We start from the raw sequence: 21,470 nt of genomic DNA, 5'->3' as shown, positions 1-21,470 counted from the left end.
GTCAGGTGCGCGTCGCGACGTGGAGCAAGACGCCGGTGCGAGCGCTGGGCTCCGTGGTGAGCAATTGGCGCGCGAGCGCGATGGCTTTCACGGTCGCGGCACCGCGATGGTTCACACCGAGCTTGGCGTAGACGGCTTGAAGAAGGCGGCGCACGGAGTCGGCACGCAGGCGAAGGATGCGAGCGATGTCCGAGGTGTCTTTGCCTTGGGTGAGCCAGAAGAGCACTTCGCTTTGGCGCGGCGTGAAACCGACGCGCCCGAAGAGCTCCGGCGTGACGAGTAAATCCTTCGCGGAGGTCAAGGCGTGAGCCAGCTCGCGTCCGTTCGCGAGGTGCGGCTGAATCGCGGCGAGGAGCTGTTTCTCGTCCGCGTCGAAGGGGCGCCCGTCCCGCATGAATCCGACGAACACGGTCGAGCCGGTGCTCGACGGCACGTGCACGAAGCAGTGGTCGGTGAAGCGCATCGGCCGGTAGACTTCTTGGTAAATGTCGAGGTCGCGAAACGCGGTTTGACCGTAGAAGTCGCGAGCGCTGTACGGCTTCCCGTCGTTGAGATGCGGGTCGAAGCGAAACGGCGCGTACTTCCGCATGTGCCGTCCGAACGCCACGAACGCATCGGCGAGTGCGGGTAGCTCACAATCGAAGTTGGCGTGGAGCTCGCCGGTGGCATGGTCGAGCACGCCATGGCTATTCAGCGAGAAGTCGAGCAGCCGCGAGGTCAGCGCGAACGTTCGTGCGATCAACGTTTCCGTCGCGAGCCCTGGCGAATAGAACTCTGCGAGCGCGCGATTCAGTTGCAGCAGCAGCGTCGGCGTCGGCATTCGAGTGCGAACCGAACGCGAGACGCTGTTCATCATCGGTAGTTCAGAAATCATCTCATGGACACCCCAAGAGGATGATCGCGCAGCGGGTCGAAGAACGCTCTCGAATTGAAGGCGAAGCGGCATCCCTCTGCCCGGCGTTGCTCACGCCCGAATCGCCAGATCCGTTGTCCACGCCGGCTTCCGGGCGGCCGTCCGTCGAGCTGCTGGAGTCTGAGCACGCCGCGAACACGAGGGCGCCACCATCAAGAGGGAACGCGGAGGAAAGAGCGCGATGGAACGGCTCATCGATTCTCCAGCGACCGCAAGGCGGCGGCGCAAACTCTCCCTTCACATCAGACCGGCAGGGCGGCGTAGCACGGAATGGCCGCGGCCGTATTCCGTGCAACGGCCCCGTCAGTCGTACTTGCGCCAGGTGGTGCCGTCGAACGACGCCACGTCGGCCTTGCCGACGGACCACATCACGCCCTGCGCCACCGAGAGGTTGTAGCAACTCACCGGCCCCATCGCGCCGAAGTCGACCGGCACCAGGCGGTTGGCGTCGAGCGTGTAGAGCCCCGACATGGTGGCCACGTAGAGCTTGTCGCGGAACCAGCACAGGTCCCACAGGTCGGCGTCGACCTCGTCTTCCCATGCCACGGGCGCCCACGCATCGCCGCGCCCCTTGACGAGCACGCCGCCCTGCCCAGCGACATACACTTGGCCGTCGCCCGCGCAGCAGACGGCCGAGAGGATCACGTTGGTGGGACTGCTGCACTGGGTCCACGTGGCGCCGTCGTAGCGCCAGATCTCGCCGCCCCAGCCGGCCGCATAGATCTCGTTCCAGCCGTAGCCGTCCATCGCCTCGAAACCGAGCGCCTCGGTCTGGCCGGCGCGCGGCGCGCTCATGTCCACCCACTGCGCTTCGCCGACACGCCGGAACACCTGGCGCTTGCTCCCGCAGACGAAGACCTCGCCGCCGATCTCGCGCGCATGGCGGATCATGACGGGGCGCGGCTCGATGGTTTCGTCTTCGCGCCGACCGCCCACGTAGGTGCTGACGTCGCCGTCCTCGCCCACCAGCACGACCTTCTCCGCCGGCGATTTCGCCACCGCGACGGCCGTGGCGTTCCAGATCGTGTTGAAGGCGTCGCCCCAGTTGCCCTTGTAGAGACCGACCAGGCTGACGTGCGCGATGTCCTGCTCGATGAGCGTCTTCATCTGGCTGATGACGTACACGAGGTCCGCCATGCGGGCCGCGCCCCTGACGAACTCGCGCGAAATGGAAACCTTCTCGGGCATGTGAAGCTCCTTGTGTTCAGGGCAGCGCTGCACCCAGCTTGCCCGGCCTAGTAGGGCACGAGCCGGCAGTGGCGCGCGGCGGCGCATGGGTTCTCGCTGGTCTTGTTCGCGGCGCCGCCAATTCGGCCGCATGTTGTCACGACCGAACGGCTTGTGACAACCGCTGGGCCGGGGGGATTTTCTGGATTACGCGCTAAGGAATGCTGTCGATGAGGGGTGCCTCATCGGGCTGCGCCCGCTCGTCGGCTACCACTCGAGCAGTCCGATGCCGGCCACCAGCAGGACGCGCACTCCAACGGCATCGACATCGGGGCCGGACACTTTGGTTCGATGTTTGTCGTCGAGATGCCAAGCGTCACCGACGAAGGGTAGAAGGACGCCTCCGCGCACACCGAAGATAAGAGTCCAGGACTCCCGTTGTTCATACCCAAGCGGAACGACCTGCTCTGCGCCGAGCTCCAACGTCGCGACGCCGGCCTGCTGTTCGATTCGGTCGTGCTCGGCGTGGACCTGAAGCACTTTGGGGTCGGTCCCGACCCACGATACGCCAGCTCCGACGAGACCAAACGCGGAAAATCCACCTATACGGAATACGTCATAGCCGCCTGCAAACACGACCTCCGTGACGGTGCTCCAGGCACTTCCTTCGCCCACGCGGGACTTCGACGTGTAGCCTCCGAGGTGCCCCGAAACATCGAACCGAAAGCGCTTGTAGACTCCGCCAGCGCCTATTCCGAAGGTCGGAATGACGTCGGGGACAGCGGTATAGCCCCTCTCATCGAGGAGCCGATTGAATCCGCCGAGCGAAGCGTAGCGTGTCCCTACGCCAAGATTCAGTGTGATGTTTCCGTCTCGTTCTTTCAGAGAGCGCCTCGCGGCAAAACGCGATTCGGGGGGGGGAGCAGTAATAAGAACGCTCGCGTCGAAAGTCGTAGAGTAACGAGCGGGGGGCGTCTGTCTCCCATTGTTCGTCGGTATGTCCGCGGGGAGCGATGGACTTCCTGCCCGAAGGGAACGCGAGGTTTGCCGGCCCGTAGACGAAGGTCGAGCGATACTCGATCGGTTCCGATGAGTACGACTCGACGGCGATCACGTTCTCCGTTCCGACGAGACCCACCGTCAACGTGAGCAGAGGTGCCTCTCCGCTCGCTTCGTCGACGAGATGCAAGTCCCTCACCGTCCCCTCGGGGTCCATCGTTCCGGCCAGGCAGAGTCTCTCGCCCGGTTCGATGAGCACACCGAGGCGAGGACCGCCTGGCGTAGACGGTTTGTCGATCGGAACGAGGATCGATTCGGCCGTGCGCACCGTTTCGCTATGACACTGCGTGGGCGCTTCTTCGGCGTGACCAGAACGCGGGAGGCAAAGCCCCAGTGTCGTGAGGAGGGCGGTCAGGACGGGACGTAGCGTTGGCATCATTCGTCGTGTGCTTCTCGGTCGGCGCCCCGAGCCACGAGCACTCGCGGTGGACGGACAGCACTCGATACCAGACGTCGCATGGCCGCCGAGTGACGGGATCGTCAGCGCCGGGCCCGCGTTGCATGCGAAACGTCGGACACGGTGAGTGAACGCCGACCTCTCGCGACAACCGTTGCCCATGGCCTGTCCGTCGGAGTGAGCCTGCGTCGACGTCCAAACCCGCGCTGGTGCGCTAGGTGACGGAGAGACGGCGATTGCCATGCGCGGGCATACGCTCCTAGCGTTGTGCTCGTATGCGCAGTTCTGCCGTCGCCGTCGCCGCCTTCGTCTGTTCCCTTGGCCTTGGGGCGTGCACCGCGCCTGTCCCGAGTGGGGAGGTGAGTCGTGTCAGCGAACCCATCCAGGGAGGCGCGGTCGACACAGGCGACAGCGCCGTCGTCGGGATCCTCATCGGTTCGGGCGGGCAGGTGTCGTCCATCTGCTCGGGTTCGCTCATCGGGCCGAATCTCGTTCTCTCGGCGCGCCACTGTGTGGCCACGCCTCCAAACTTCCTGACGTGTGGCAAAGGGTTCAGCGCGCCGGTCGCCGCGTCGAACTTCATGGTCACGACGAGCTACGACGCGGCCGCGAACATCTACAACAGCTCCAACCCGGTCTGGCCCACGGCCGACGGGGTGACGTGGTGGTCGGTCAAATCGATCGCCGTTCCCCCCACCAACGACATTTGCGGTGAAGACCTCTCGGCGCTCACGCTCACGAGCCCCATCAACGGCGTGTGCCCGCTCATTCCGAATGTGGACACGCAGCCGTCCGATGGCGAGACGTACGAAGCGGTCGGCTTCGGCATCACGAGCCCGAGGGGGCAGACCGCCGGCACGCGCTACGACGTGACGGGGATGACCGTACAGTGCTTCGGATCGTCGGACTGTGGGGACACCACCATCAGCGCGACGAAGGAGTGGATAGGCGGCAGCCCGACCAGCAAGGGAACCTGTGAGGGAGACTCGGGCGGCCCCGCGCTCGATTCGCTCGGTCGTGTCATCGGAAGCGTCTCGCGCGGTCCGGCCGGCGCGTGCAACTCGACGATCTACGAGAGCTACTCGGGCCAGGCCGCGTGGATCAAGAAGGTGGCCGCCGATGCCGCCTCGGACGGCGGATACACCGCTGCCGGCTGGGTCACGGGAGGCGCCACTTCGGACTCCGCGAACGGCTATTGCCCGACCGCCGACGCAGGTGCCGCCGACGCAGGTGCCGCCGACGCCGGGACGGACGCCGGAGACGCAAGCGACGGTGCCGATGCCGATGCCGCTGCCGCGCACGATGCCTCGAGCGGAGCGGTCGAAGACAGCGGTCCCGTCGAGGAGGACGCGTCGATCGGCGCGACGGCCGACGCCGCCACGTCCGACAACGCCGTCATCGGAGATACGAGCGGAGACGGTTGCGGATGCGTGACCGCGGGCGCCTCACCCGAGGGCGCGCGTAACGCAAGCTTCGCCTTGGCGTTGCTCGCACTGGTCTTGCCGATGCGCCGTCGCATGCGTCGCGCTCGAGCGGCGGTGGCGCCGCCTGAAGGATCATCCGCGTGGTAATCCACTGCGGTTCACCGCGCGACCGTGATCGACTGGCTGCCGTCCGTGCGATGGAAGTCGGTGCCATCGAACCCGATGGGTATCAGTCGAGGGATAGCCCTGCGGCCGGAGTCACCCGCGCGGCCCGGCGTGCCGGGATAACAGAGGCGAGTAGGCCGGCCATGGCGGCGATGAGGACGACGGCGCCGAGTGGTAGCCAGGGGATTTGCATGGTGGCGTGGGTGAGAGCCTGCTTCACGAAGGTCTCGTAGCCGACCCAGGCGAACCCGACGCCGATCACGGTGCCGAGCAGGGTGGCCACCACCGACAGCAGCACTGCCTCGGCCGCCATCATCCGCCGCAGCTGCCCGCGGGTGAGCCCGAGCGCGCGCAGCAGCGCGTGTTCGCGGGCGCGTTCGAGGACGGAGAGCCCCAGCGTGTTCGCGATGCCGATCAAGGCGATCACCACGGCGATGCCGAGCAGGCCGAGCATCGACCAGGTGAGGATTTTCACCTGTTGGTCCGCCGACGCCCGGGCCTGCAACTGGTCGTCGACCTTCACGCCAACCGAATCCGCCAGCTCGTCCAGGTCACCGACAAGTTGAATCGGGTCGGCGCTGGTGGAGGCACGGATCCAGATGGTATGCGGCTCGGGGGAGTCGGTGAGCGTCGCCAGCGTCTCGGGCGCGACCACGCCCGCCCGGCCCCAGCCGGTGCCGCCGGCGACCTGCAACTGCGCTCGCCGGTGGCCGACGCGCACCGTGACCTGGTCACCGGGCCGGAGGCTCAGGTGCTTGCGAAAGGCCGAATCGTCGAGCCTGATCTTTCCCGGCTCCACCCGGGCGAACGCCCCGCCGTCGCGGGCCACTTGCTCCGCGGCCGGCGCGGTGAGAGCCAAGATCGGTTCGTCGAGCCCGTCCACTTCGACCACGGCGCCGTTCACTGCAATGGCCTGCTCCACACCGGGAGTGCGACGTATCCGGTCGAGGAGGTCGGTGGTGACGGGCCTCTCGGGCGAGCTGAGCGCGACATCGATGGGGTGCCGCCTATCGCGTTGCTCATCCAGCGCCGCACGTGTCGTGGCCATCCCGGTAAGCACGGCAGTCGTCAGCGTGACGCCGACCAGCAGGGAGGCCGTGGTGGTGGCCGTCCGGCGCGGATTGCGCACAGCGTTCTGGGTTGCCAGCCGGCCGGCAGGGCCGAGCAGCGCGCCGGCGATCTGGACCAGGCAGGGGACGAGCACCGGCCCGATGAGGAGTACGCCGGTGAACACCGATCCTCCGCCGGCCAGCATGAGCGCCGTACTGTGCTGCTTCATCGCCACCCCGAGCAGGACTGGCCCAGTGACCAGGAGGACCGCAGCGAGCGCCCGTTGCACCATGCCGGTGGCCGTGTGTACGTCCACCACGGTATCCGGGCGTAGCGCCGCGAGCGGGCTCACCCGGACCACCCGCCGGGTCGGCAACCAGGACGCGAGCATGGTGACCACCAGGCCGACGGCGAACCCCCCCAGCAGCCAGAGCGTGGGCAGCGCGGCGGCACCCATTGGGGCGGTGGGCGCGAGGGCATTGATCAGGGCGATCAGGCCGTAGCCGAGGCCGACGCCGACCAGGCTCCCGGTCAGCGACGCGAGCACCCCGACGGTGGCCGCCTCGCGGCGTACCGAACGCACCACCTGCCGACGGGTCGCGCCGATGCAGCGCAGCAGTGCGAAGTCGCGGAGTCGTTGCGCGAACAGGATGGAGAACGTGTTCGCGATGACCAGGACCGAGACGAAGAGCGCGACGCCGGCGAAGAGCAGCAGCATCAACGACAAGGTGTCCACCCGGTTGTTGAGTCGGGTCCGCGCCTCGTTGACGAATTCCTCCGGCGACTGCACCTTCGCGCCTTCCGGGAGTGGACCGACCTCCCCGCGCACCGCCACCTTGCCCACCTGGAGGTGGTCGCGCCACTGCAGCAACTGCCGCCAGGTGACGTACACGTCGGCCTGGGCCGACGCAGAGGGCGACTCCACGAGGCCGACCACCTCTAGGTCGGCCGCGGTGGCGCCCTCGTCGATCCGAATCCGGTCGCCGATCGCGATGTCCCTGGCCTGGGCCGTCCACACATGCACCACCGCCTCGCCCATGCGTGCGGGGAAGCGGCCCGAGCGGAGCTTCTGCCAGCGCAGATTCTCCGAGGGGGCAACGGGCCCCACGGCGGTCTCGGAGAACAGACCGTCGCCCGCGCGCACCAGCAGCATCGCCCGGCCGATTGCGGAGGCGTTCTCGCCGTATCGCTCGGCGAGCGCGATCCCAACTTCCGAGCCCATCTTGGAGACCACGTGGTCGGCATTGCGATACGGCGCCCCAAAGCCGTCCATGAGTCCGCTCCGTGCCCCGGACGTGAGCACGCCGACCACGACGACGAAGGCGACTCCGACGATGACCGCGATCGCCGCTGCGATGTACCTGCGGAGGTGGGTCCGCAGCGACGCGAGGAAGACGGTGTGCATCAGGCGATCCGCCCGTCCTGCATGGTGACCACGTCGTCGGCGTAGGTCGCCGCGTCGCGGTCGTGGGTGACCATCACGACGGTCTGGCCGAGCTCGCGCGCCGACCGGCGCAGGTGATCCAGCACCTCCGCCGACGTGGTGGTGTCCAGGTTTCCGGTGGGCTCGTCGGCGAACAGCAGGTCCGGCTGCGTGATCAGGGCCCGGGCGATCGCGACCCGCTGCTGCTGGCCGCCGGACAGCTCTGCGGGCCGGTGGCCGAGCCTGTCGGCCACGCCGAGGACATTGGCGAGCCTGTGCGCGTGCTCCCGCCCCGCGTTGTCGATCCGGCGACCGCCCAGCTCGAGCGGGAGCACGATGTTTTGGAGCGCGGTGAGCATCGGCAGCAGGTTGAACGACTGGAACACGAAGCCGACGTGCTCGCGGCGGAAGATCGTGAGCGCGTCGTCATCGAGTGATCCGAGGTCGGTGCCGGCCACGGTGACGGTGCCGCCGCTGGCCTGGTCGAGTCCGGCCAGGCAGTGCATCAGCGTGGACTTGCCCGATCCGCTCGGGCCCATGATCGCGGTGAACCGCCCTCGTGGGAGATCGAGGTCGATGCCGCGCAGGGCATGCACCTGGGCTTCGCCCCGGCCGTAGGTCTTGGTCAGGTTCCGCGCGCTGGCGGCCAGGGTTTCCCGAGTCGCGTGCCGGGTCGTGCTCGTCATGGCTGCATCCTCGGATCGTGCGTCGGGTCGGCATACATGGGCGGGCAACCGTGATCGACGGCTTCGGGGCGCAGCTCGTAGTGCCAGGGTTCGTTGCTGTAGATCTGGCACAGTCCGTACTCGGCGCCGTGCTTGGACAGCCACGCCGTGGCGTCGGAGGGCCCGATGTCGATCGCGTGGCCCGACACGTGAGCAGAGGTGTCGGGGGTGGCCACCCATCGTGCGGCTTCCTCTTGTGAGCCGTACTTCGCAAGCGCCTCACGGAGGAGTTGTTCCTGGTACTCCGGGGAACGCCAGCCGCTATCGACGAAGATCTCGACCCCGTCGTCCGCGGCATCCGTTGCAGCTTGGCGGAGGGCACCGAGGAGATCGTGGTCGAGGTTGGCCACGGCCGGAATTTCGTCATCGACGACCGTCACGCCGTCAGGGACGGCGCCATCTTCCTCGCCAAGTGCTTCACGGTGGTCGCCGTGAGGAGACCCCCGCGACTGCCAACCGAGGGCTCCGATGAGGGCGGCGGCAGCGAGGATGGTCGATCGGGTACGGTGGACTGCTGTTCGTGCTGGTTCGCTGTCGGACATGCCTCCAGTCAAGGCCGCGTAGTGTTGCCAGCACGTATGTGGTTTTCGATACGCCGACGATAGACTCCGGCTCGTAGCATCGAGAGCGCATGCGTGTGTTGATCGTCGAGGACGAACCCTATCTGGCACAAGCCATCCGCGATGGCCTACGCCTGGAAGCGATCGCGGCCGATATCGCCGGTGACGGTGACACTGCGCTGGAACTGCTGAGCATCAACGCGTACGACATCGCCGTCCTCGACCGCGATATCCCAGGCCCTTCCGGCGACGAGATCGCCAAACGCATCGTCGCCTCCGGCAGCGGCATGCCGATCCTCATGCTCACCGCCGCCGACCGGCTCGACGACAAGGCGTCCGGGTTCGAGCTCGGCGCCGACGACTACCTCACGAAGCCCTTCGCACTTCGAGAGCTCGTGCTCAGGCTCAGAGCGCTTGACCGCAGGCGCGCCCACAACAGACCGCCCGTACGAGAGATCGCAGGCCTCCGTCTGGATACGTTCCGCCGCGAGGTTTACCGCGATGGCCGCTACGTCGCGCTCACCCGGAAACAGTTCGCCGTGCTCGAAGTCCTCGTCGCTGCAGAAGGCGGCGTCATCAGTGCCGAAGAGCTCCTGGAACGTGCGTGGGATGAGAACGTCGACCCCTTCACCAACGCCGTCCGCATCACTGTCTCGGCGCTGCGCAAACGCCTCGGCGAACCCTCGCTCATCGCCACCGTGGCCGGCGTCGGCTACCGCATCGACATAGCACCCCGCACCGGCGGTGAGGGAGGTGACCGTGGATAGAGCGCCTGGCTTGAGCGTCCGCCTCAAACTCACCCTCAGCTATGCCGGGGTCCTGATGCTTGCAGCGGCCTTGCTACTCGGCGCCGTGTGCGTGGGCCTTCTCCGATATAGGCCCAACGTTGTGATCATGAGCACCGGGCGTTTGGTTCCCGGCCTCCTGCGCGCGTTCGCTCCGGCGGTAGCCGCAGTGCTCGCATTCCTGCTCGTGTTCGGTCTTGTGGGAGGGTGGTTTCTAGCCGGCCGGATGCTCGCGCCGCTGACTCGCATCGCGGACGCAACCCGCACGGCCGCGAACGGATCGCTCTCCCACCGAATCCGGCTACCGGGCCGCAAAGATGAGTTCCGCGAGCTCGCCGACGCCTTCGACACCATGCTCGCACGGCTCGAAGCGCAGGTCACCGAACAGCAGAGATTCGCAGCCAACGCCTCCCACGAACTGCGCACGCCACTGGCGATCACGCGGACACTTCTCGAGGTGGCCCAGAGCGATCGGAACCGCGACACCAGCGAACTTGTCGACCGGCTCCACGTCGTCAACGCCCGAGCGATCGACCTCACCGAAGCATTGCTCCTGCTCAGCCGCGCCGACCAACGGTGCTTCACCAAAGGGCAGGTCGACCTGTTCCTCATCGCAGAAGAAGCCACGGAAACGCTTCTCCCACTCGCAGAAAAACGCGGCCTCACCATCGAGACCTCCGGCGACCTGACCCCCACCATCGGCTCACCTGCGCTCCTGCTGCAGATGGCTACGAACCTTGTGCACAACGCGATCGTCCACAACCTGCCCGAACGGGGCACCGTATGGGTCACGACCAGCATTCACCCCAAGACTGTGGTGCTCACTGTCGAGAACACCGGCGAGAGGCTCGCCCCGGAATTGGCTTCCACGCTTGTCGAGCCGTTTCAGCGTGGCACCGAACGAATACGCACCGACCACGCAGGTGCCGGCCTCGGCCTGGCAATCGTCAAAAGCATCACGCAAGCACATGACGGCACCCTCACCGTCACTCCACGGCCCGCTGGCGGGCTCCGCGTCACGGTGCAACTACCTGCTGCACCCCCGCACACTCGAACACCGACGACGCGGTCTTCCGTCTGATTGCAGCGTCTTGCCTGCCCCGGTCGTCAAATCCACCCGCGGGCCCCGCCTCCCCGACCCTGTTCGACGAGCCCGTCTTCACCATGGAGGCGGGCTTCTGTCGTTCCATGCACGAAATAGGCGGAGTCACTTCCGCGAAGCACCGTGGGCATCTCGCTCCGACCGCCGTGAGGTCACCGATACCGGCGCGTCCTGATCGCGGACAGCGCGCGTGATGCGCTCGAGGCCGGCACGGAGAGCGGCCCAATCCAGTGGTCCGACGGCCGCCTCGATGTCGTCGACCCACTTGGCGTGCGCCCGGTGGATCACCGCGAGCGCGGCGTCGCCCGCCTTGGTCACCACAAGGAGCTGCGAGCGGCGGTGTTGGGGGTTGTCCTCGTATCGGGCCAGACCTTCGTGGACCAGCTCGTCGGCCACGCGCTGCACACTCTGACGCTGGAGCCCGAGCCTGCGGGCGATGTCCGGCACCGTGGCCCCTTCGCCCGCGGCCTGAAGGATCATCCGGCGCGAGTGCGTCTGACCGGCGGCCGCGGCGAGGTGCTCGCCGGCATCACGGAGGATCCGGTTCGCCTCGAAGACGGCATGCAGGGCGGCATCGACGTTCTTGTTCATCTCGGTGTTCGGTTTGACAGCATGCTGTCATTGAGCCAGAGTGCGGGGAGATGACAGCATGTTACCAACTTCTCGTCGGTGCGCTGCCGGCTTCCGGGCAGGAGATGGGCTCTCTGCGCCGGCGCCTGCGCGAGACGCGCTGGCCCGTCCTGCCCGATTCGGACGACCGGGCGCACGACCTCATGCTCTCGACCCTCCGTCCGTTCGTGGAGGAGTGGGATCGCTGGCTCGCGCAGCCTCCGCGCCCCGGAGCCGGCGAACACGCCGTGCTGGGCAACGGTGCTCGCCGCGTGCACGTGGCTCGGTTTGCGGGCGCGGGGCGTGTGCCGATCCTTCTGCTGCACGGCTGGCCGACCTCGTTTCTCGCCTTCCACAGGGTGATCGAACCACTGCGAGCGGTCGCGTCGGAGGTCGTGCTGGCCAGCCTTCCCGGGTTCGGGACCTCCCCGTTGCCGTCCGGCCCCTGGTCGATCGCGGACTCGGCTCGGCTGCTGGCCGAGGCGATGTCGGCGATGGGTCACCGCAGCTTCATCGTCCACGGACAGGACTGGGGATCCGTGGTCGCTCGGGCGATGGGCGCGCTCGAACCCGACCGCGTGCTCGGAGTCCACGTCAGCGCGGGCCTGCGGGGATTCATGGCCGACGGCAGCGCGGCGGAACCGGCGTGGACCCGGCTCCGCGAGTTCGTCGTCGAGGGCGGCGGATACCTGCAACTGCAGAGCCGACGACCCCGCTCGCTGGCGTTCGCGCTATCGGACTCCCCCGCGGGACAGCTCGCCTGGCAGCTCGACAAATACCAGCTCTGGCAGGGTGAGCTCCATGACGACTTCGGGCTCGGAACCGACTTCATCCTGGCCAACGCGACCCTCTACTGGCTGACCGGCACCGGCGGCACGAGCATGCACATCTACTCGCTGCCGACGGGCTATCCCGACACCGGCTCCGCGAACGTCCCCACCGGCGTGAGCGTGTTCCGACACGGCGACTTCGCCTCCCGTGCCGTCTCGTCACGCGAGAACGAGCTCGTCGCCTGGTACGAGCACGACACCGGCGGCCACGTGGCCTCACTCGACTCTCCCTCCGAGTTTCTCTCGGACCTGACCCACTTCATCGATCTCGTAGGAGCGAACGCATGAATCCCACCAGCACCATCGTACTCGTCGGCGGCAGCGGTCTCGGCCCCTGGGCATGGCAGCGCGTCACCCCCATCCTGAACCGTCACGGGTTCCAGACCGTGACCCCGCAATTGCGCACCACCGGCGAGGACCGGACCCCCGCGAAAACGGTAACCCTGGATGACTGGGTCGAGGATCTCAGCGCAGCGGTGTCGGGCCTTGCCGACGCGATCCTGGTCGCGCATTCCTTCGCCGGCTACGTCGCCGCCGCGCTGCTGGAGAGACAGCCGCGCAGCATCCGAAAGTTGATCTTCCTCGACGCCGTGCTCCCGCAGCCCGGCAGATCCTGGTTCGACGTGATGGGCCCGGACGTCGCGGGGTTCATGACCAGCCTCGCCAGCGACGGGGCGACCCCCTGGTTCACGCGAGAGCAGCTCGACCAGATGTATCCAGGGCACGGCATCGTCGACGCGGACTTCGCCTGGATGAAGTCCCACCTGACTCCGCAACCGATCGCCACCTACGCCAACGTCTCGATCACGAAGCCGCTGGAAACAGCGACCGCGAACGTAGCGTACGTGCGTTGCCTGCGCGTCGCTCCCCCCGCTGCGGACCTGACCACGCATCCCGGCTGGGAGCACCGCACGCTCGACGCCGGCCATTGGCCCATGATCACCGACCCCGCCGAGACCGCGCAGGTCATCATCGAGCTCGCGCGCTCGTGACCTCGAAGAGCCATGCTTACGAGGTCGCGGTGGTTGGAAGTTCGACGACGAAGGTCGTCCCTTCGCCCAGCGCGCTCTCGACGCGGATCGTTCCGCCGAGCGCGGTGACGATGGCGCGGGCGATGTACAGCCCGAGCCCGAGCCCGCCGTAGCTGCGTGCCGAGACCGCGCGTTCGAAGCGCTCGAAGATGTGGGCGACGCGTTCGGGGGGGATTCCGATGCCGCGGTCCTTCACCGTGAGAGACGCCCGGCCGCCAGCGTGAGCCACGACGACGTCGATGGGCTTGCCACTACCGAACTTGATGGCGTTGGAAAGCAGGTTCGAGACAACCTGCTCGAGGCGCAGGCGATCCCAATTCCCCATGACGGGCTCGGGCGCGGTGAGCGTGATGGTCGAGCCCGATTCGCGGCACGCCGGCGCGAGCAGGTCGATCGCGTCGCGGGCGACGTCGACCAGGTCGATGTGCTCGAGGGCGAGGTCCAAGTGCCCGCTGCGGATTCGAGAGACGTCGAGGAGCTCGTCGACCAGACGCGTGAGCCGCTGGATCTGGCGACCTGCGAGAGAGAGTCCACGGTGCACGTTTTCCGGAGCCGGCGGAAGCTTGCCGTGGGTGAGAGCCTGCACCATGAGCTTGAGAGACGTGAGCGGCGTATTGAGCTCGTGGGCGGCGATGGAGAGGAATTCCTCCCGGATGCGAAGGGCTTCTTCCACTCTTTCGAAGGCGCGGGTTCGTTCTGCCACTTCGGCGTGAAGCTTCTCCACGAGGAGCCCGTTCTGCAGGGCGCTCGCCATCTGCGAGGAGAGGAGCTCGAGCACGTTGACGCGCGCCGGGTCGAACGCGTGCGTCACGAGTCCATTTTCGCAGTACAGGATGGCGACCAGCGCGCCCTTTCGACAGATGGGGAGGACGAGGAGCGACTTGAGCGTGCGATCGTGCGTATCGTCGAGCCCGGCGACTCGCAGATCGCGGGCAGCGTCGTCGATGACCAGCGGGCGCGGTGTCTCCTGGACCTGCTCGACGAGGGGCGCAAGGACGGATTGGGCTTCACGAAGCGGCGTGCGCTCGACGACCGAGGTCTCGAGGGCGCTGCCAGAGGCACGTACGAAGAGCTCGCCGTCCTCCTCGAGCAGGAGGGCGGCTCGCTCGGCACCGGCAGCCTCGATGCACGCCCGGAGGAGTCGAGTCAGAAGCTGATCGAGCTCGGTCTCGGTCGAGAGTGTGCGTGCGACGCGCAGGACGCTGACCAGATCGACGCCGCCCTCCACGGTCCCTGCCGTCGTACGCGTTGTAAGACGGAGAAGCGGAAACTCTTCTTCCAATGCCCGCACCTTCTCGGACGCGCCCCACTCCGCGTAGAGCCGTCTCGCTTCTCGCAGGTGACCCTCGCCGATGAGGGCGCGGCCGCGACGAAGCGCGTGTCTGCCCGCGAGCTCGCGGGCGAGCGCCTCTTCGTGGATGACGCGCGTGGCGGCGGCCGCCTCGATCGCGGCGTCGTAGAGATCGGCGGCGTCGATGGCTCGACCCTCGAGGCGCGCAAGTTCCGCTTCGACGAGAAGGTGCTTGGAGCGGACGTTCGTTGCGCCAGCGGTTAGCCATCGTGTTGCGATTTGCTGGTTCTGCCGGACCTTGCCGAGGAGGTCCGCCTTGCGTTCAGGATCGACGCCGTCGCAGAGCGCCGCGAACGTGAGCGACGAGAAGACATTGAGCTCGACGGCATGGACGTACGCATCCGCGAACTCGGCACGGCGACCGGCCTCGTCCGCGTGCGCCGCGGCGTCGACGAAGTCGCGAAAGAGGTAGGCCGTGGCGAGCCGGCGGATCTCGTAGACACATCGGGTGAAGGGCTCTTGTCGAACCGATACGAGGTAGGACGCTTCGCTGAAGTCGTCGTCGTCGAATCGGCCTCGCTCGAAGGTGAGTCCCTTGAGCGCACGAATGCCTTGTCTGTACGCGAGCTGGTAACGACTGAACGCTCCGTTCCGCGTTCGCAGGAGGAACACCATGTTCGCGTCGATCTCACGGACCAAGCCGTCGAGCTCCTGCCCTGCGAGGAATCCGTGGGCGATGAGCGCCGCCTGCACGTAGGCCGCCGTGCGAACCTCCCCGCTCTCGAGTGCGACGCTCAGGGCGTGCCTGAGCTGCGGGATGACGGTATCGAAGTGGCGCCAAGCCAGGACGAAGACCGCCAACATGTCGGTCGCCTGCGCCTCCTGGCCGCGATGACCGAATCGACGCGCCAGGTTCACCGCGAGACGCGCGAACGCGTCCGCCTCTTCGAGCTGGCCCCGCGTGGCGAGGCTCAAGGCCCAAGTGCCGAATACCGTCGGCGACGGTGGACCGTTTCCGTGCTCGAGAATGAAGCGAACCGAACGCGCCGAGACGTACGTGAAGAGCTTGTGGTCCGACGACCAGACGGGGTGGATGATGCTCTCGAGGAGTCGCAAGACGGCATCGTCGCCTTCGTCCGTGATGACCGACTCGTCGATGAGCCGCTCGATGGATCGACCGCGCATGAGCAGGTCGATCGCGTGGCGTTCGCGGGCGATTCCTTCCTCGATGTTCTCCGGAATTCCTTCGAAGCCGAGGTCGCGAAGGCCTTCCAGGCCCCTCGAGAGGGCCTCGTCCCATGCGGATCGGACGGTCGCGCTAACGACGAGCAGGTTGTAGATGTCGGCCTTCTCACACCGCGACCACGCGTGTTCGAGCGCGTCGAGGGCGAGGTGACGCGAGAGGTCATGGTCACCGCTCACGAGCGCGCACTTGGCGGCGTCCCGGTGGAGCGAGAAGGCAAGCTCGTGCCGTGCCTCCCACGAGGACTCAGGGAGCGCGGCGAGGCCGGCGCACAGGTAGGCGAGCGCAGAGTCGTAGGCGGTGGCTCGCTGCGCCTTCCGACCCGCGCGAGCGTCGAGCTGCGCGAGCGCGATCCGATCGTCGTCGGAGGCGAGCAGCGGAGCGCCGAGGTTCATTTGGTCGGCGGCGTCGAAGATCCATGGATCGACGTCGGAGGAACGCTGCAGCAGATGACGTCCGATCCTCAGGTGGATCTCGCGTCGTTGCTGCTCGTCGAGCCGGGAGTAAGCAGCTTGCTGGACCCGGTCGTGCGCGAACCGATACGTGTGGGGGCCGAGCGCGGCGTCGACGCCGAGCAGCCCTTCGTCGAGCGGGGCCTTCAGGGCATCGTTGACGGCCTCCTCGGTCGATCCCGTGACGGCCGCGAGCGTTCGGACATCGACGACCTTCCCCGAGCAAGCGGCGATCGGAAGGAGTTGCCTCGCTGCCTCGGGGAGATCGTCGATGGCCTTTGCGAGAAGATCGACGACGTTGTCGGTGATCGCGACGTCCTCGATTCGCCGGACATCCCATGTCCAGCCGCCTCGATGGGAATCGAACGCGACGAGGCCCTGCTTCTGCAGCTCGCGAAGCAGCTGCCGGACGAAGAATGGATTGCCTGCCGTCTTCCGATGAACGATCGCCGCCAGCCGTCGAACATCGTCTCCATCTCGTGGGCCGACCGCATCCGTGAGCAGGTGCTCCACGTCGACTTCGGAGAGCGGCTGCAGATCGATCCTCGTCACGGAGACGTCCTCGGCTCGTAGCTCCGTCTCGAGACGGAGGACGGCGCGCGAGTCCGCGATCTCGTCCGCGCGGAAGGCGCCCACCAAGAGCAGATGAGCACTGTCGGGATCCGCGGCGAGGGCGGACAAAGTCTCGACCGTCGAGGCGTCCGCCCATTGCAGATCGTCCAGCAGAAGCACGAGTGGGCGCGCTTTCGAGGTGAAGACGCCGAGGAAGGCTCGCACGGTGGCCTGGAGGCGTAGCTTTGCGTCCAACGGCTCGAGCGGCGGTGGCGGAGGTGGCTCACCGATGATGTCGACCAATCGTGGCGCGAGGTCGGTGAGCACGCGCGCGCTTGGTCCGAGCGCTGCGCGGATCCGCGACGCCCAGCCCTCACGCTCGACAACGGGTCCCGCGACGATGTCTGCGACGAGCACGTCGATGGCCTCGACGAGCGCCGCATAGGGAAGGTTTGCCTTCCGAAGGTCGCATTTGCCCTCGAGGTATCTTCCGTCACGCGCGAGCGCCGCGTTGCGGAGAGCTCGCACGAGCGTGCTCTTGCCGACGCCGGCGGCTCCAGCGACGAGCACGAGCGCGGCGCCCTCGGAGCCGACGCGGTCGAGCAGGCCCGTGAGTGTCGCGAGATCACGCTCGCGACCGTAGAGCCGCTCGGGAAGCGGAAGCTTCAAGGCGAGGTCGAGGCTGGCCAGGTCGAAGGTCGCAACGTCACCCGCCTGCCACTGCCGCTGAACCTCCGCGAGGTCGGCGGCGAGTGCAAGCGCGGACTGGTAGCGATCCTCGGGCATCTTGGCGAGAAGCTTGTCGACGATGCGGGAGAGCTGATCGGGGACGCGGCGCGCGACGAGCGAGGCCGAGATGGGCGCGCGAGCGAGGTGGGCGTGGACGATGCCGAGCGGGTCCTTCGCGCGAAACGGCGGCGCTCCCGTCAGCAATTCGTAAAACACGATTCCCAGCGAGTAGAGGTCGCTTCGGTGGTCGACCCCGCAACTCATACGGCCCGTTTGTTCCGGAGCAACGTAGGGAAGGGAGTCGGCGAGCTCGAGCGGCAGCGGCGACGCCGATTCGGGGCCGGTGACGGCGAGATCGAAGTCCACGAGCGTCGGGCGACCCTCTGCATCGAGAACGACGTTTGCCGGCTGGATATCTCGGTGAACGATGCCTCCTCCGTGTACGCGCGCGAGGATGTCAGTGAGCGCGCGACCGATGTCGAGAAAGGTCCCGACCTCGAGCGGCATTCGCAAATCCCTCAACGTCGAGGGCCCTGCATCCTCGAGCACGAGCGCAGGAGCTCCAAGAGCCTCGTGAAACTCGATCGCGCGGGCGATGCCGCTCGAGCCGGTACCGGCGAACCTCTGGAGCACGGCGTACTCGTGTCGTAGTGCAGCGGCGGCCTCGTCACTGTCCGCGTCCGTTGGCGTCTTGATCACGACAGCCCGGTCGAGGAAGCGGGTCCGCACGACCGTAAAACGTCGACCGCGCTGGATGAGGTGCTGGCCAGCACGAGCTCCCGACGATGCGCGCGTAGCATCCCGCATAAGGATCCATAGAACCGAGCGCAAACCCGCGCAAATGGCGTCAGATTCGTGCGGAGCTTCACGGGCGCATGATGGATACGCCCAGCCTCGTCTCAGAGCGGTTTGGCGGGCTGGGGACACGTCGCAGCTTCGACGATCAGGCGTCCGAGCGCGCGCGCATATCGCGGCTTCGTGCCGGGGCTCCAGATCAGTGCGAACTCCGCTTTCGGCAAAGGCGGCAGACCGTACTGATCGTCGATGATCGTCATCCCGGGCGCGAGCTCGTCGTCCGCGAGGAGCGAGACGGCCAGTCCTGCCAGCACCGCTGCCCGTAGGCCATGCTGGTTGGCCGACGTGAAGGCGACGTGCCATTCGACGTCCGACTCGGCGAGCGCGTCGACGGCCATCCCGCGCCATGCACAAGGTGGCGGAGAGAGCGCGAGCGGTAGCGATGCGCCAGCGAACTCGAACGTCTCCGCCGCCACCCAGACGTACTGCATGCGGCGGAGCACCTTGCCGCCGCCTTCGCCTGCGCGGACGAGCGCCACGGCGAGATCGAGCTCTCCCGCTTCGACCTTGGCCCGCAAGTCGAGGCAGACGCTGACCGACACCTCCAGCCGCACAGCCGGGAACACGCAAGCGAAGCGACGAAGGAGCTGAGGGAGCCGATCTCCCATGAAATTCTCGGGGACGCCGAAGCGCACGACGCCGGAAACCGAGGACTGCTGGAAGCGCCGGGTCAGCGCGTCTTGCGCGTGCAGGATCTGCTCGGCGTGGCGCAGAAAGTCTTCGCCGTCCTCGGTGAGGACGAGCTTGCGCGTCGTGCGTGAGAGGAGCGGACGGCCGATCTGCTCTTCGAGCCGTCGTATTTGATGGCTGACCGCCGACTGCGTCAGATGCAGCCGCTCGGCCGCGCGCGTGAAGCCGCCCGCCTCGCGAACGGCGACGAAGGCACGCAGAAGGGCAGGGTCGAAATCCATCCCGGCCAATATATGACGAACCCAACTGAGTGCGACGAAATCAATTCACTTCCGTCATGAGCTGGATTGGCCAAAGTGGCGGCAGGTCTCGCGCCTCCCGGTTTCGCATCGGGGGGCGCTTGGTCACGTCGACAGAAGGAAGTTCATGGCTCTTTCCCAATCCGCCCAGAATACCGTCGCGCTCGTCGGGGCGTGCCTCGCGTCGCTGATGTTCGGCCTCGAGATCTCGAGCGTCCCCGTGATCCTGCCGACGCTCGAGAAGGTGCTGCATTGCGACTTCCACGGTCTGCAATGGATCATGAACGCCTATACGATCGCCTGCACGACCGTGCTGATGGCGACAGGCACGCTCGCCGATCGCTATGGTCGCAAGCGCGTCTTCATGGCGGCCACGTTGGCCTTCGGCGTCACGTCGCTGCTGTGCGGTCTGGCCGAGGGCGCGTCGATGCTGATCGCCATGCGCTTCCTCCAGGGCCTCGCCGGTGGAGCGATGTTCACGTGCGTGGTCGCGATCCTCTCCCATCAGTTTCAGGACGGGCGCGAGCGCGGGCGCGCATTCTCCACCTGGGGTGTCATCAGCGGCATCGGCCTGGGCTTCGGTCCGATCATCGGCAGTACCCTCGCGACGCTGGCGAGTTGGCAGTGGGTGTTCCTGATCCACGTCCCGCTGACGCTCTTGACGCTGATGAGCGCCAACATCGGCATCCGGGAATCGCGCGACCCGCACGCGAAGACGATCGACGGCGCAGGCATCGTCACCCTCACGCTCGGGGTCTTCGGTCTGACTTATCTGATCACGCAAGGAGCGGAGCTGGGACAGGCCACGACGCTCGGCCTCGCGGCGCTCACCGTCGTCAGCCTTGCTGCCTTTCTGATCGTGGAGAAGACCAGGCAACATCCGATGTTCGACTTCTCGGTCTTCCGAATCCGAGCGTTCAGCGGGGCGATCTTGGGCTGTATCGGGATGAACGTTTGCTACTGGCCATTCATGATCTACCTGCCTATCTACTTCAAGGCAGGCCTCGGTCTCGATAGTAGGTCGGTCGGGCTCCTGCTCTTGGCCTATACGATTCCCTTCTTGGTGATGCCGCCTCTCGCGGACCGTCTGCTCCGCGCTTGGGGTCCTCGCCTGACCATTCCGCTGGGGATGGCGGTCATGGGGACGGGCTTCCTCCTGATGCGCCTCGGAAGCGGCCTCGAACATGCCAATTGGCTGACCGTGCTTCCCGGTGCTTTCGTCGCCGGCGTCGGCCTCGGCCTGACCAGCACGCCGGTGACGAACACCACCACGGGCTCGGTCCCGAGCAACCGAGCCGGCATGGCATCGGGGATCGACATCAGCGCGCGGCTCGTCACTCTTGCCATCAACATCGCGGTGATGGGGCTGATCCTCGTGCAGGGAACCCGCTCGTTCCTGTCAGGCACCTTCGCGGCCGCTCTCGACGATTCGCAGCAGAAGGCGCTCGCCGCAGCGGCCGCCGCGGGCGATCTCGGCGCGCTACCGCAGGCCTTCCCGGCACTCGATACCCTGGATCCTTCGGGTGCCGGCGTGCACGCGGCGCTCGTCCGAGGATTCGGCTTGGTGATGCTCTACGGCGGCCTTTCCGCGTGGCTCCTCGCGGCGCTCAGCTTCGTCGTCTTCGGCCCGCGACGCGTTCTCGAGGTGGAGGTCGCGGCGCGCGAAGCGACGTTGTAAACTCGGCACGCGCAGTGCGCCGGCCAGTGCGCCGGAGCGTGGAGCGCTCAGCCTGAGCCTTGCACGCGCTGCGAGGCGAGCAGCACGTACTCGCCGTCGGCACCCTGGCCCTGGCCGATGCCGACAAAGCCCAGCTTGAAGTAGAACGCCAGCGCCGCCTCGTTGCGGCGCAGGCATTTGAGGTGCAACGGTTGCTCCGGCCAGCCCAGTGCGTGCAGCAAGGCACGGCCGATGCCTTGGCGCTGTTGCCCGGCGGCGAGATAGAGGTGATGGACGAACCGGTCCGGCTCCCACAGCGCGACGAAGCCGACAAGGGCTCCGTCGTCGGTCTCCGCCACCAGCACGCGTTCGCCGCGGGTCTGGTCATCGTAGTCGTCCAATTGGAAGGTCTCGCTGGGGAGCCAGGCGAATGTAGCTCTACGCGCCTGCAGGAAAAGCTCGCGCAGGTCGGGGCGATCGTCCTCGGTGGCGAGGCGGATGTGGATGGTCATCGACTGGACG

At 66.9% G+C, this 21,470-nt stretch carries 16 protein-coding genes; 6 read left to right on the top strand and 10 right to left on the bottom strand.

Features of this window, described 5'->3' with window-relative positions:
- Position 1 precedes the first annotated feature (1 nt).
- From AKJ09_RS10950 to AKJ09_RS10940, 3 genes are all read right to left on the bottom strand, one after another.
- Positions 2 to 820, bottom strand: a complete 819-nt coding sequence (locus AKJ09_RS10950) for a helix-turn-helix transcriptional regulator (protein WP_169927439.1) — start codon at positions 818 to 820, stop codon at positions 2 to 4.
- Between the two features lie 396 nt (positions 821 to 1,216).
- Complete coding sequence (locus AKJ09_RS54220; protein ID WP_205633682.1) at positions 1,217 to 2,188, bottom strand: WD40/YVTN/BNR-like repeat-containing protein; 972 nt, start codon at positions 2,186 to 2,188, stop codon at positions 1,217 to 1,219.
- A 159-nt stretch (positions 2,189 to 2,347) separates the two neighbouring features.
- Positions 2,348 to 2,755: a hypothetical protein gene (locus tag AKJ09_RS10940; RefSeq protein WP_146647138.1), complete on the bottom strand. Its 408-nt coding sequence runs from the start codon at positions 2,753 to 2,755 to the stop codon at positions 2,348 to 2,350.
- A gap of 1,056 nt (positions 2,756 to 3,811) precedes the next feature.
- Here AKJ09_RS10940 and AKJ09_RS10935 point away from each other — a divergent pair.
- Positions 3,812 to 5,107 (top strand): trypsin-like serine protease, encoded by a 1,296-nt coding sequence (locus AKJ09_RS10935; RefSeq protein ID WP_146647137.1) that lies wholly within the window; start codon positions 3,812 to 3,814, stop codon positions 5,105 to 5,107.
- A gap of 82 nt (positions 5,108 to 5,189) precedes the next feature.
- On the opposite strand, the gene AKJ09_RS10930 is transcribed toward AKJ09_RS10935, so the two are convergent.
- Genes AKJ09_RS10930 through AKJ09_RS10920 form a run of 3 tightly spaced genes read right to left on the bottom strand, consistent with a single transcriptional unit; the run spans position 5,190 to position 8,865 of the window.
- Positions 5,190 to 7,580: an ABC transporter permease gene (locus AKJ09_RS10930; RefSeq protein ID WP_146647136.1), complete on the bottom strand. Its 2,391-nt coding sequence runs from the start codon at positions 7,578 to 7,580 to the stop codon at positions 5,190 to 5,192.
- Entirely contained in the window at positions 7,580 to 8,284 is a 705-nt protein-coding gene (locus tag AKJ09_RS10925; RefSeq protein WP_146647135.1) for an ABC transporter ATP-binding protein, read from the bottom strand. Before AKJ09_RS10925 ends, AKJ09_RS10930 begins: the two co-directional genes overlap by 1 nt.
- Positions 8,281 to 8,865, bottom strand: a complete 585-nt coding sequence (locus tag AKJ09_RS10920) for a M15 family metallopeptidase (protein ID WP_146647134.1) — start codon at positions 8,863 to 8,865, stop codon at positions 8,281 to 8,283. Before AKJ09_RS10920 ends, AKJ09_RS10925 begins: the two co-directional genes overlap by 4 nt.
- 89 nt (positions 8,866 to 8,954) lie before the next feature.
- Here AKJ09_RS10920 and AKJ09_RS10915 point away from each other — a divergent pair, with 89 nt between their 5' ends.
- Both AKJ09_RS10915 and AKJ09_RS10910 read left to right on the top strand, forming a co-directional pair.
- A complete protein-coding gene (locus tag AKJ09_RS10915; RefSeq protein ID WP_146647133.1) occupies positions 8,955 to 9,650 on the top strand; it encodes a response regulator transcription factor in 696 nt (231 codons plus the stop codon).
- Entirely contained in the window at positions 9,643 to 10,749 is a 1,107-nt protein-coding gene (locus AKJ09_RS10910) for a sensor histidine kinase (protein ID WP_146647132.1), read from the top strand. The genes AKJ09_RS10915 and AKJ09_RS10910 overlap by 8 nt, the downstream gene beginning before the upstream one ends.
- 126 nt (positions 10,750 to 10,875) lie before the next feature.
- Here the strand turns inward: AKJ09_RS10910 and AKJ09_RS10905 are convergent, their stop codons facing one another.
- The gene (locus AKJ09_RS10905; RefSeq protein WP_146647131.1) at positions 10,876 to 11,361 is read right to left on the bottom strand and encodes a MarR family winged helix-turn-helix transcriptional regulator; all 486 of its coding nucleotides are present in this window, start codon (positions 11,359 to 11,361) and stop codon (positions 10,876 to 10,878) included.
- Between the two features lie 50 nt (positions 11,362 to 11,411).
- On the opposite strand from AKJ09_RS10905, the gene AKJ09_RS10900 reads away from it, so the two are divergent.
- Both AKJ09_RS10900 and AKJ09_RS10895 read left to right on the top strand, forming a co-directional pair.
- Positions 11,412 to 12,497: an alpha/beta fold hydrolase gene (locus AKJ09_RS10900; RefSeq protein ID WP_146647130.1), complete on the top strand. Its 1,086-nt coding sequence runs from the start codon at positions 11,412 to 11,414 to the stop codon at positions 12,495 to 12,497.
- On the top strand, positions 12,494 to 13,201 hold the full coding sequence (locus tag AKJ09_RS10895) for an alpha/beta fold hydrolase (protein ID WP_146647129.1): 708 nt from the start codon (positions 12,494 to 12,496) through the stop codon (positions 13,199 to 13,201). The genes AKJ09_RS10900 and AKJ09_RS10895 overlap by 4 nt, the downstream gene beginning before the upstream one ends.
- Positions 13,202 to 13,217: 16 nt before the next feature.
- Here the strand turns inward: AKJ09_RS10895 and AKJ09_RS10890 are convergent, their stop codons facing one another.
- Both AKJ09_RS10890 and AKJ09_RS10885 read right to left on the bottom strand, forming a co-directional pair.
- Complete coding sequence (locus AKJ09_RS10890) at positions 13,218 to 18,236, bottom strand: GAF domain-containing sensor histidine kinase (RefSeq protein WP_169927438.1); 5,019 nt, start codon at positions 18,234 to 18,236, stop codon at positions 13,218 to 13,220.
- A 170-nt stretch (positions 18,237 to 18,406) separates the two neighbouring features.
- Positions 18,407 to 19,273, bottom strand: a complete 867-nt coding sequence (locus AKJ09_RS10885; protein WP_146647127.1) for a LysR family transcriptional regulator — start codon at positions 19,271 to 19,273, stop codon at positions 18,407 to 18,409.
- A 145-nt stretch (positions 19,274 to 19,418) separates the two neighbouring features.
- Here AKJ09_RS10885 and AKJ09_RS10880 point away from each other — a divergent pair, with 145 nt between their 5' ends.
- A complete protein-coding gene (locus AKJ09_RS10880) occupies positions 19,419 to 20,969 on the top strand; it encodes an MFS transporter (RefSeq protein WP_146647126.1) in 1,551 nt (516 codons plus the stop codon).
- A gap of 47 nt (positions 20,970 to 21,016) precedes the next feature.
- Here the strand turns inward: AKJ09_RS10880 and AKJ09_RS10875 are convergent, their stop codons facing one another.
- Entirely contained in the window at positions 21,017 to 21,460 is a 444-nt protein-coding gene (locus AKJ09_RS10875; RefSeq protein WP_146647125.1) for a GNAT family N-acetyltransferase, read from the bottom strand.
- Between the last annotated feature and the right edge of the window lie 10 nt (positions 21,461 to 21,470).

The sequence above is a fragment of the Labilithrix luteola genome (genome assembly GCF_001263205.1).
Classification (GTDB): Bacteria; Myxococcota_A; Polyangia; order Polyangiales; family Polyangiaceae; genus Labilithrix; species Labilithrix luteola.
The sequence above is the reverse complement of the archived record's forward strand: the minus strand, read 5'-3'. Positions and strand labels throughout refer to the sequence as shown.

What these genes read in the sequence shown, in the direction of transcription:
- AKJ09_RS54220 (WP_205633682.1), bottom strand. Translation starts at nt 2,188, where the DNA reads ATGCGCCGCCGCGCGCCACTGCCGGCTCGTGCCCTACTAGGCCGGGCA.
- AKJ09_RS10905 (WP_146647131.1), bottom strand. Translation starts at nt 11,361, where the DNA reads ATGAACAAGAACGTCGATGCCGCCCTGCATGCCGTCTTCGAGGCGAAC.
- AKJ09_RS10925 (WP_146647135.1), bottom strand. Translation starts at nt 8,284, where the DNA reads ATGACGAGCACGACCCGGCACGCGACTCGGGAAACCCTGGCCGCCAGC.
- AKJ09_RS10895 (WP_146647129.1), top strand. Translation starts at nt 12,494, where the DNA reads ATGAATCCCACCAGCACCATCGTACTCGTCGGCGGCAGCGGTCTCGGC.
- AKJ09_RS10915 (WP_146647133.1), top strand. Translation starts at nt 8,955, where the DNA reads ATGCGTGTGTTGATCGTCGAGGACGAACCCTATCTGGCACAAGCCATC.
- AKJ09_RS10875 (WP_146647125.1), bottom strand. Translation starts at nt 21,460, where the DNA reads ATGACCATCCACATCCGCCTCGCCACCGAGGACGATCGCCCCGACCTG.
- AKJ09_RS10885 (WP_146647127.1), bottom strand. Translation starts at nt 19,273, where the DNA reads ATGGATTTCGACCCTGCCCTTCTGCGTGCCTTCGTCGCCGTTCGCGAG.
- AKJ09_RS10950 (WP_169927439.1), bottom strand. Translation starts at nt 820, where the DNA reads ATGCCGACGCCGACGCTGCTGCTGCAACTGAATCGCGCGCTCGCAGAG.
- AKJ09_RS10930 (WP_146647136.1), bottom strand. Translation starts at nt 7,580, where the DNA reads ATGCACACCGTCTTCCTCGCGTCGCTGCGGACCCACCTCCGCAGGTAC.
- AKJ09_RS10935 (WP_146647137.1), top strand. Translation starts at nt 3,812, where the DNA reads ATGCGCAGTTCTGCCGTCGCCGTCGCCGCCTTCGTCTGTTCCCTTGGC.
- AKJ09_RS10920 (WP_146647134.1), bottom strand. Translation starts at nt 8,865, where the DNA reads ATGTCCGACAGCGAACCAGCACGAACAGCAGTCCACCGTACCCGATCG.
- AKJ09_RS10900 (WP_146647130.1), top strand. Translation starts at nt 11,412, where the DNA reads ATGACAGCATGTTACCAACTTCTCGTCGGTGCGCTGCCGGCTTCCGGG.
- AKJ09_RS10880 (WP_146647126.1), top strand. Translation starts at nt 19,419, where the DNA reads ATGGCTCTTTCCCAATCCGCCCAGAATACCGTCGCGCTCGTCGGGGCG.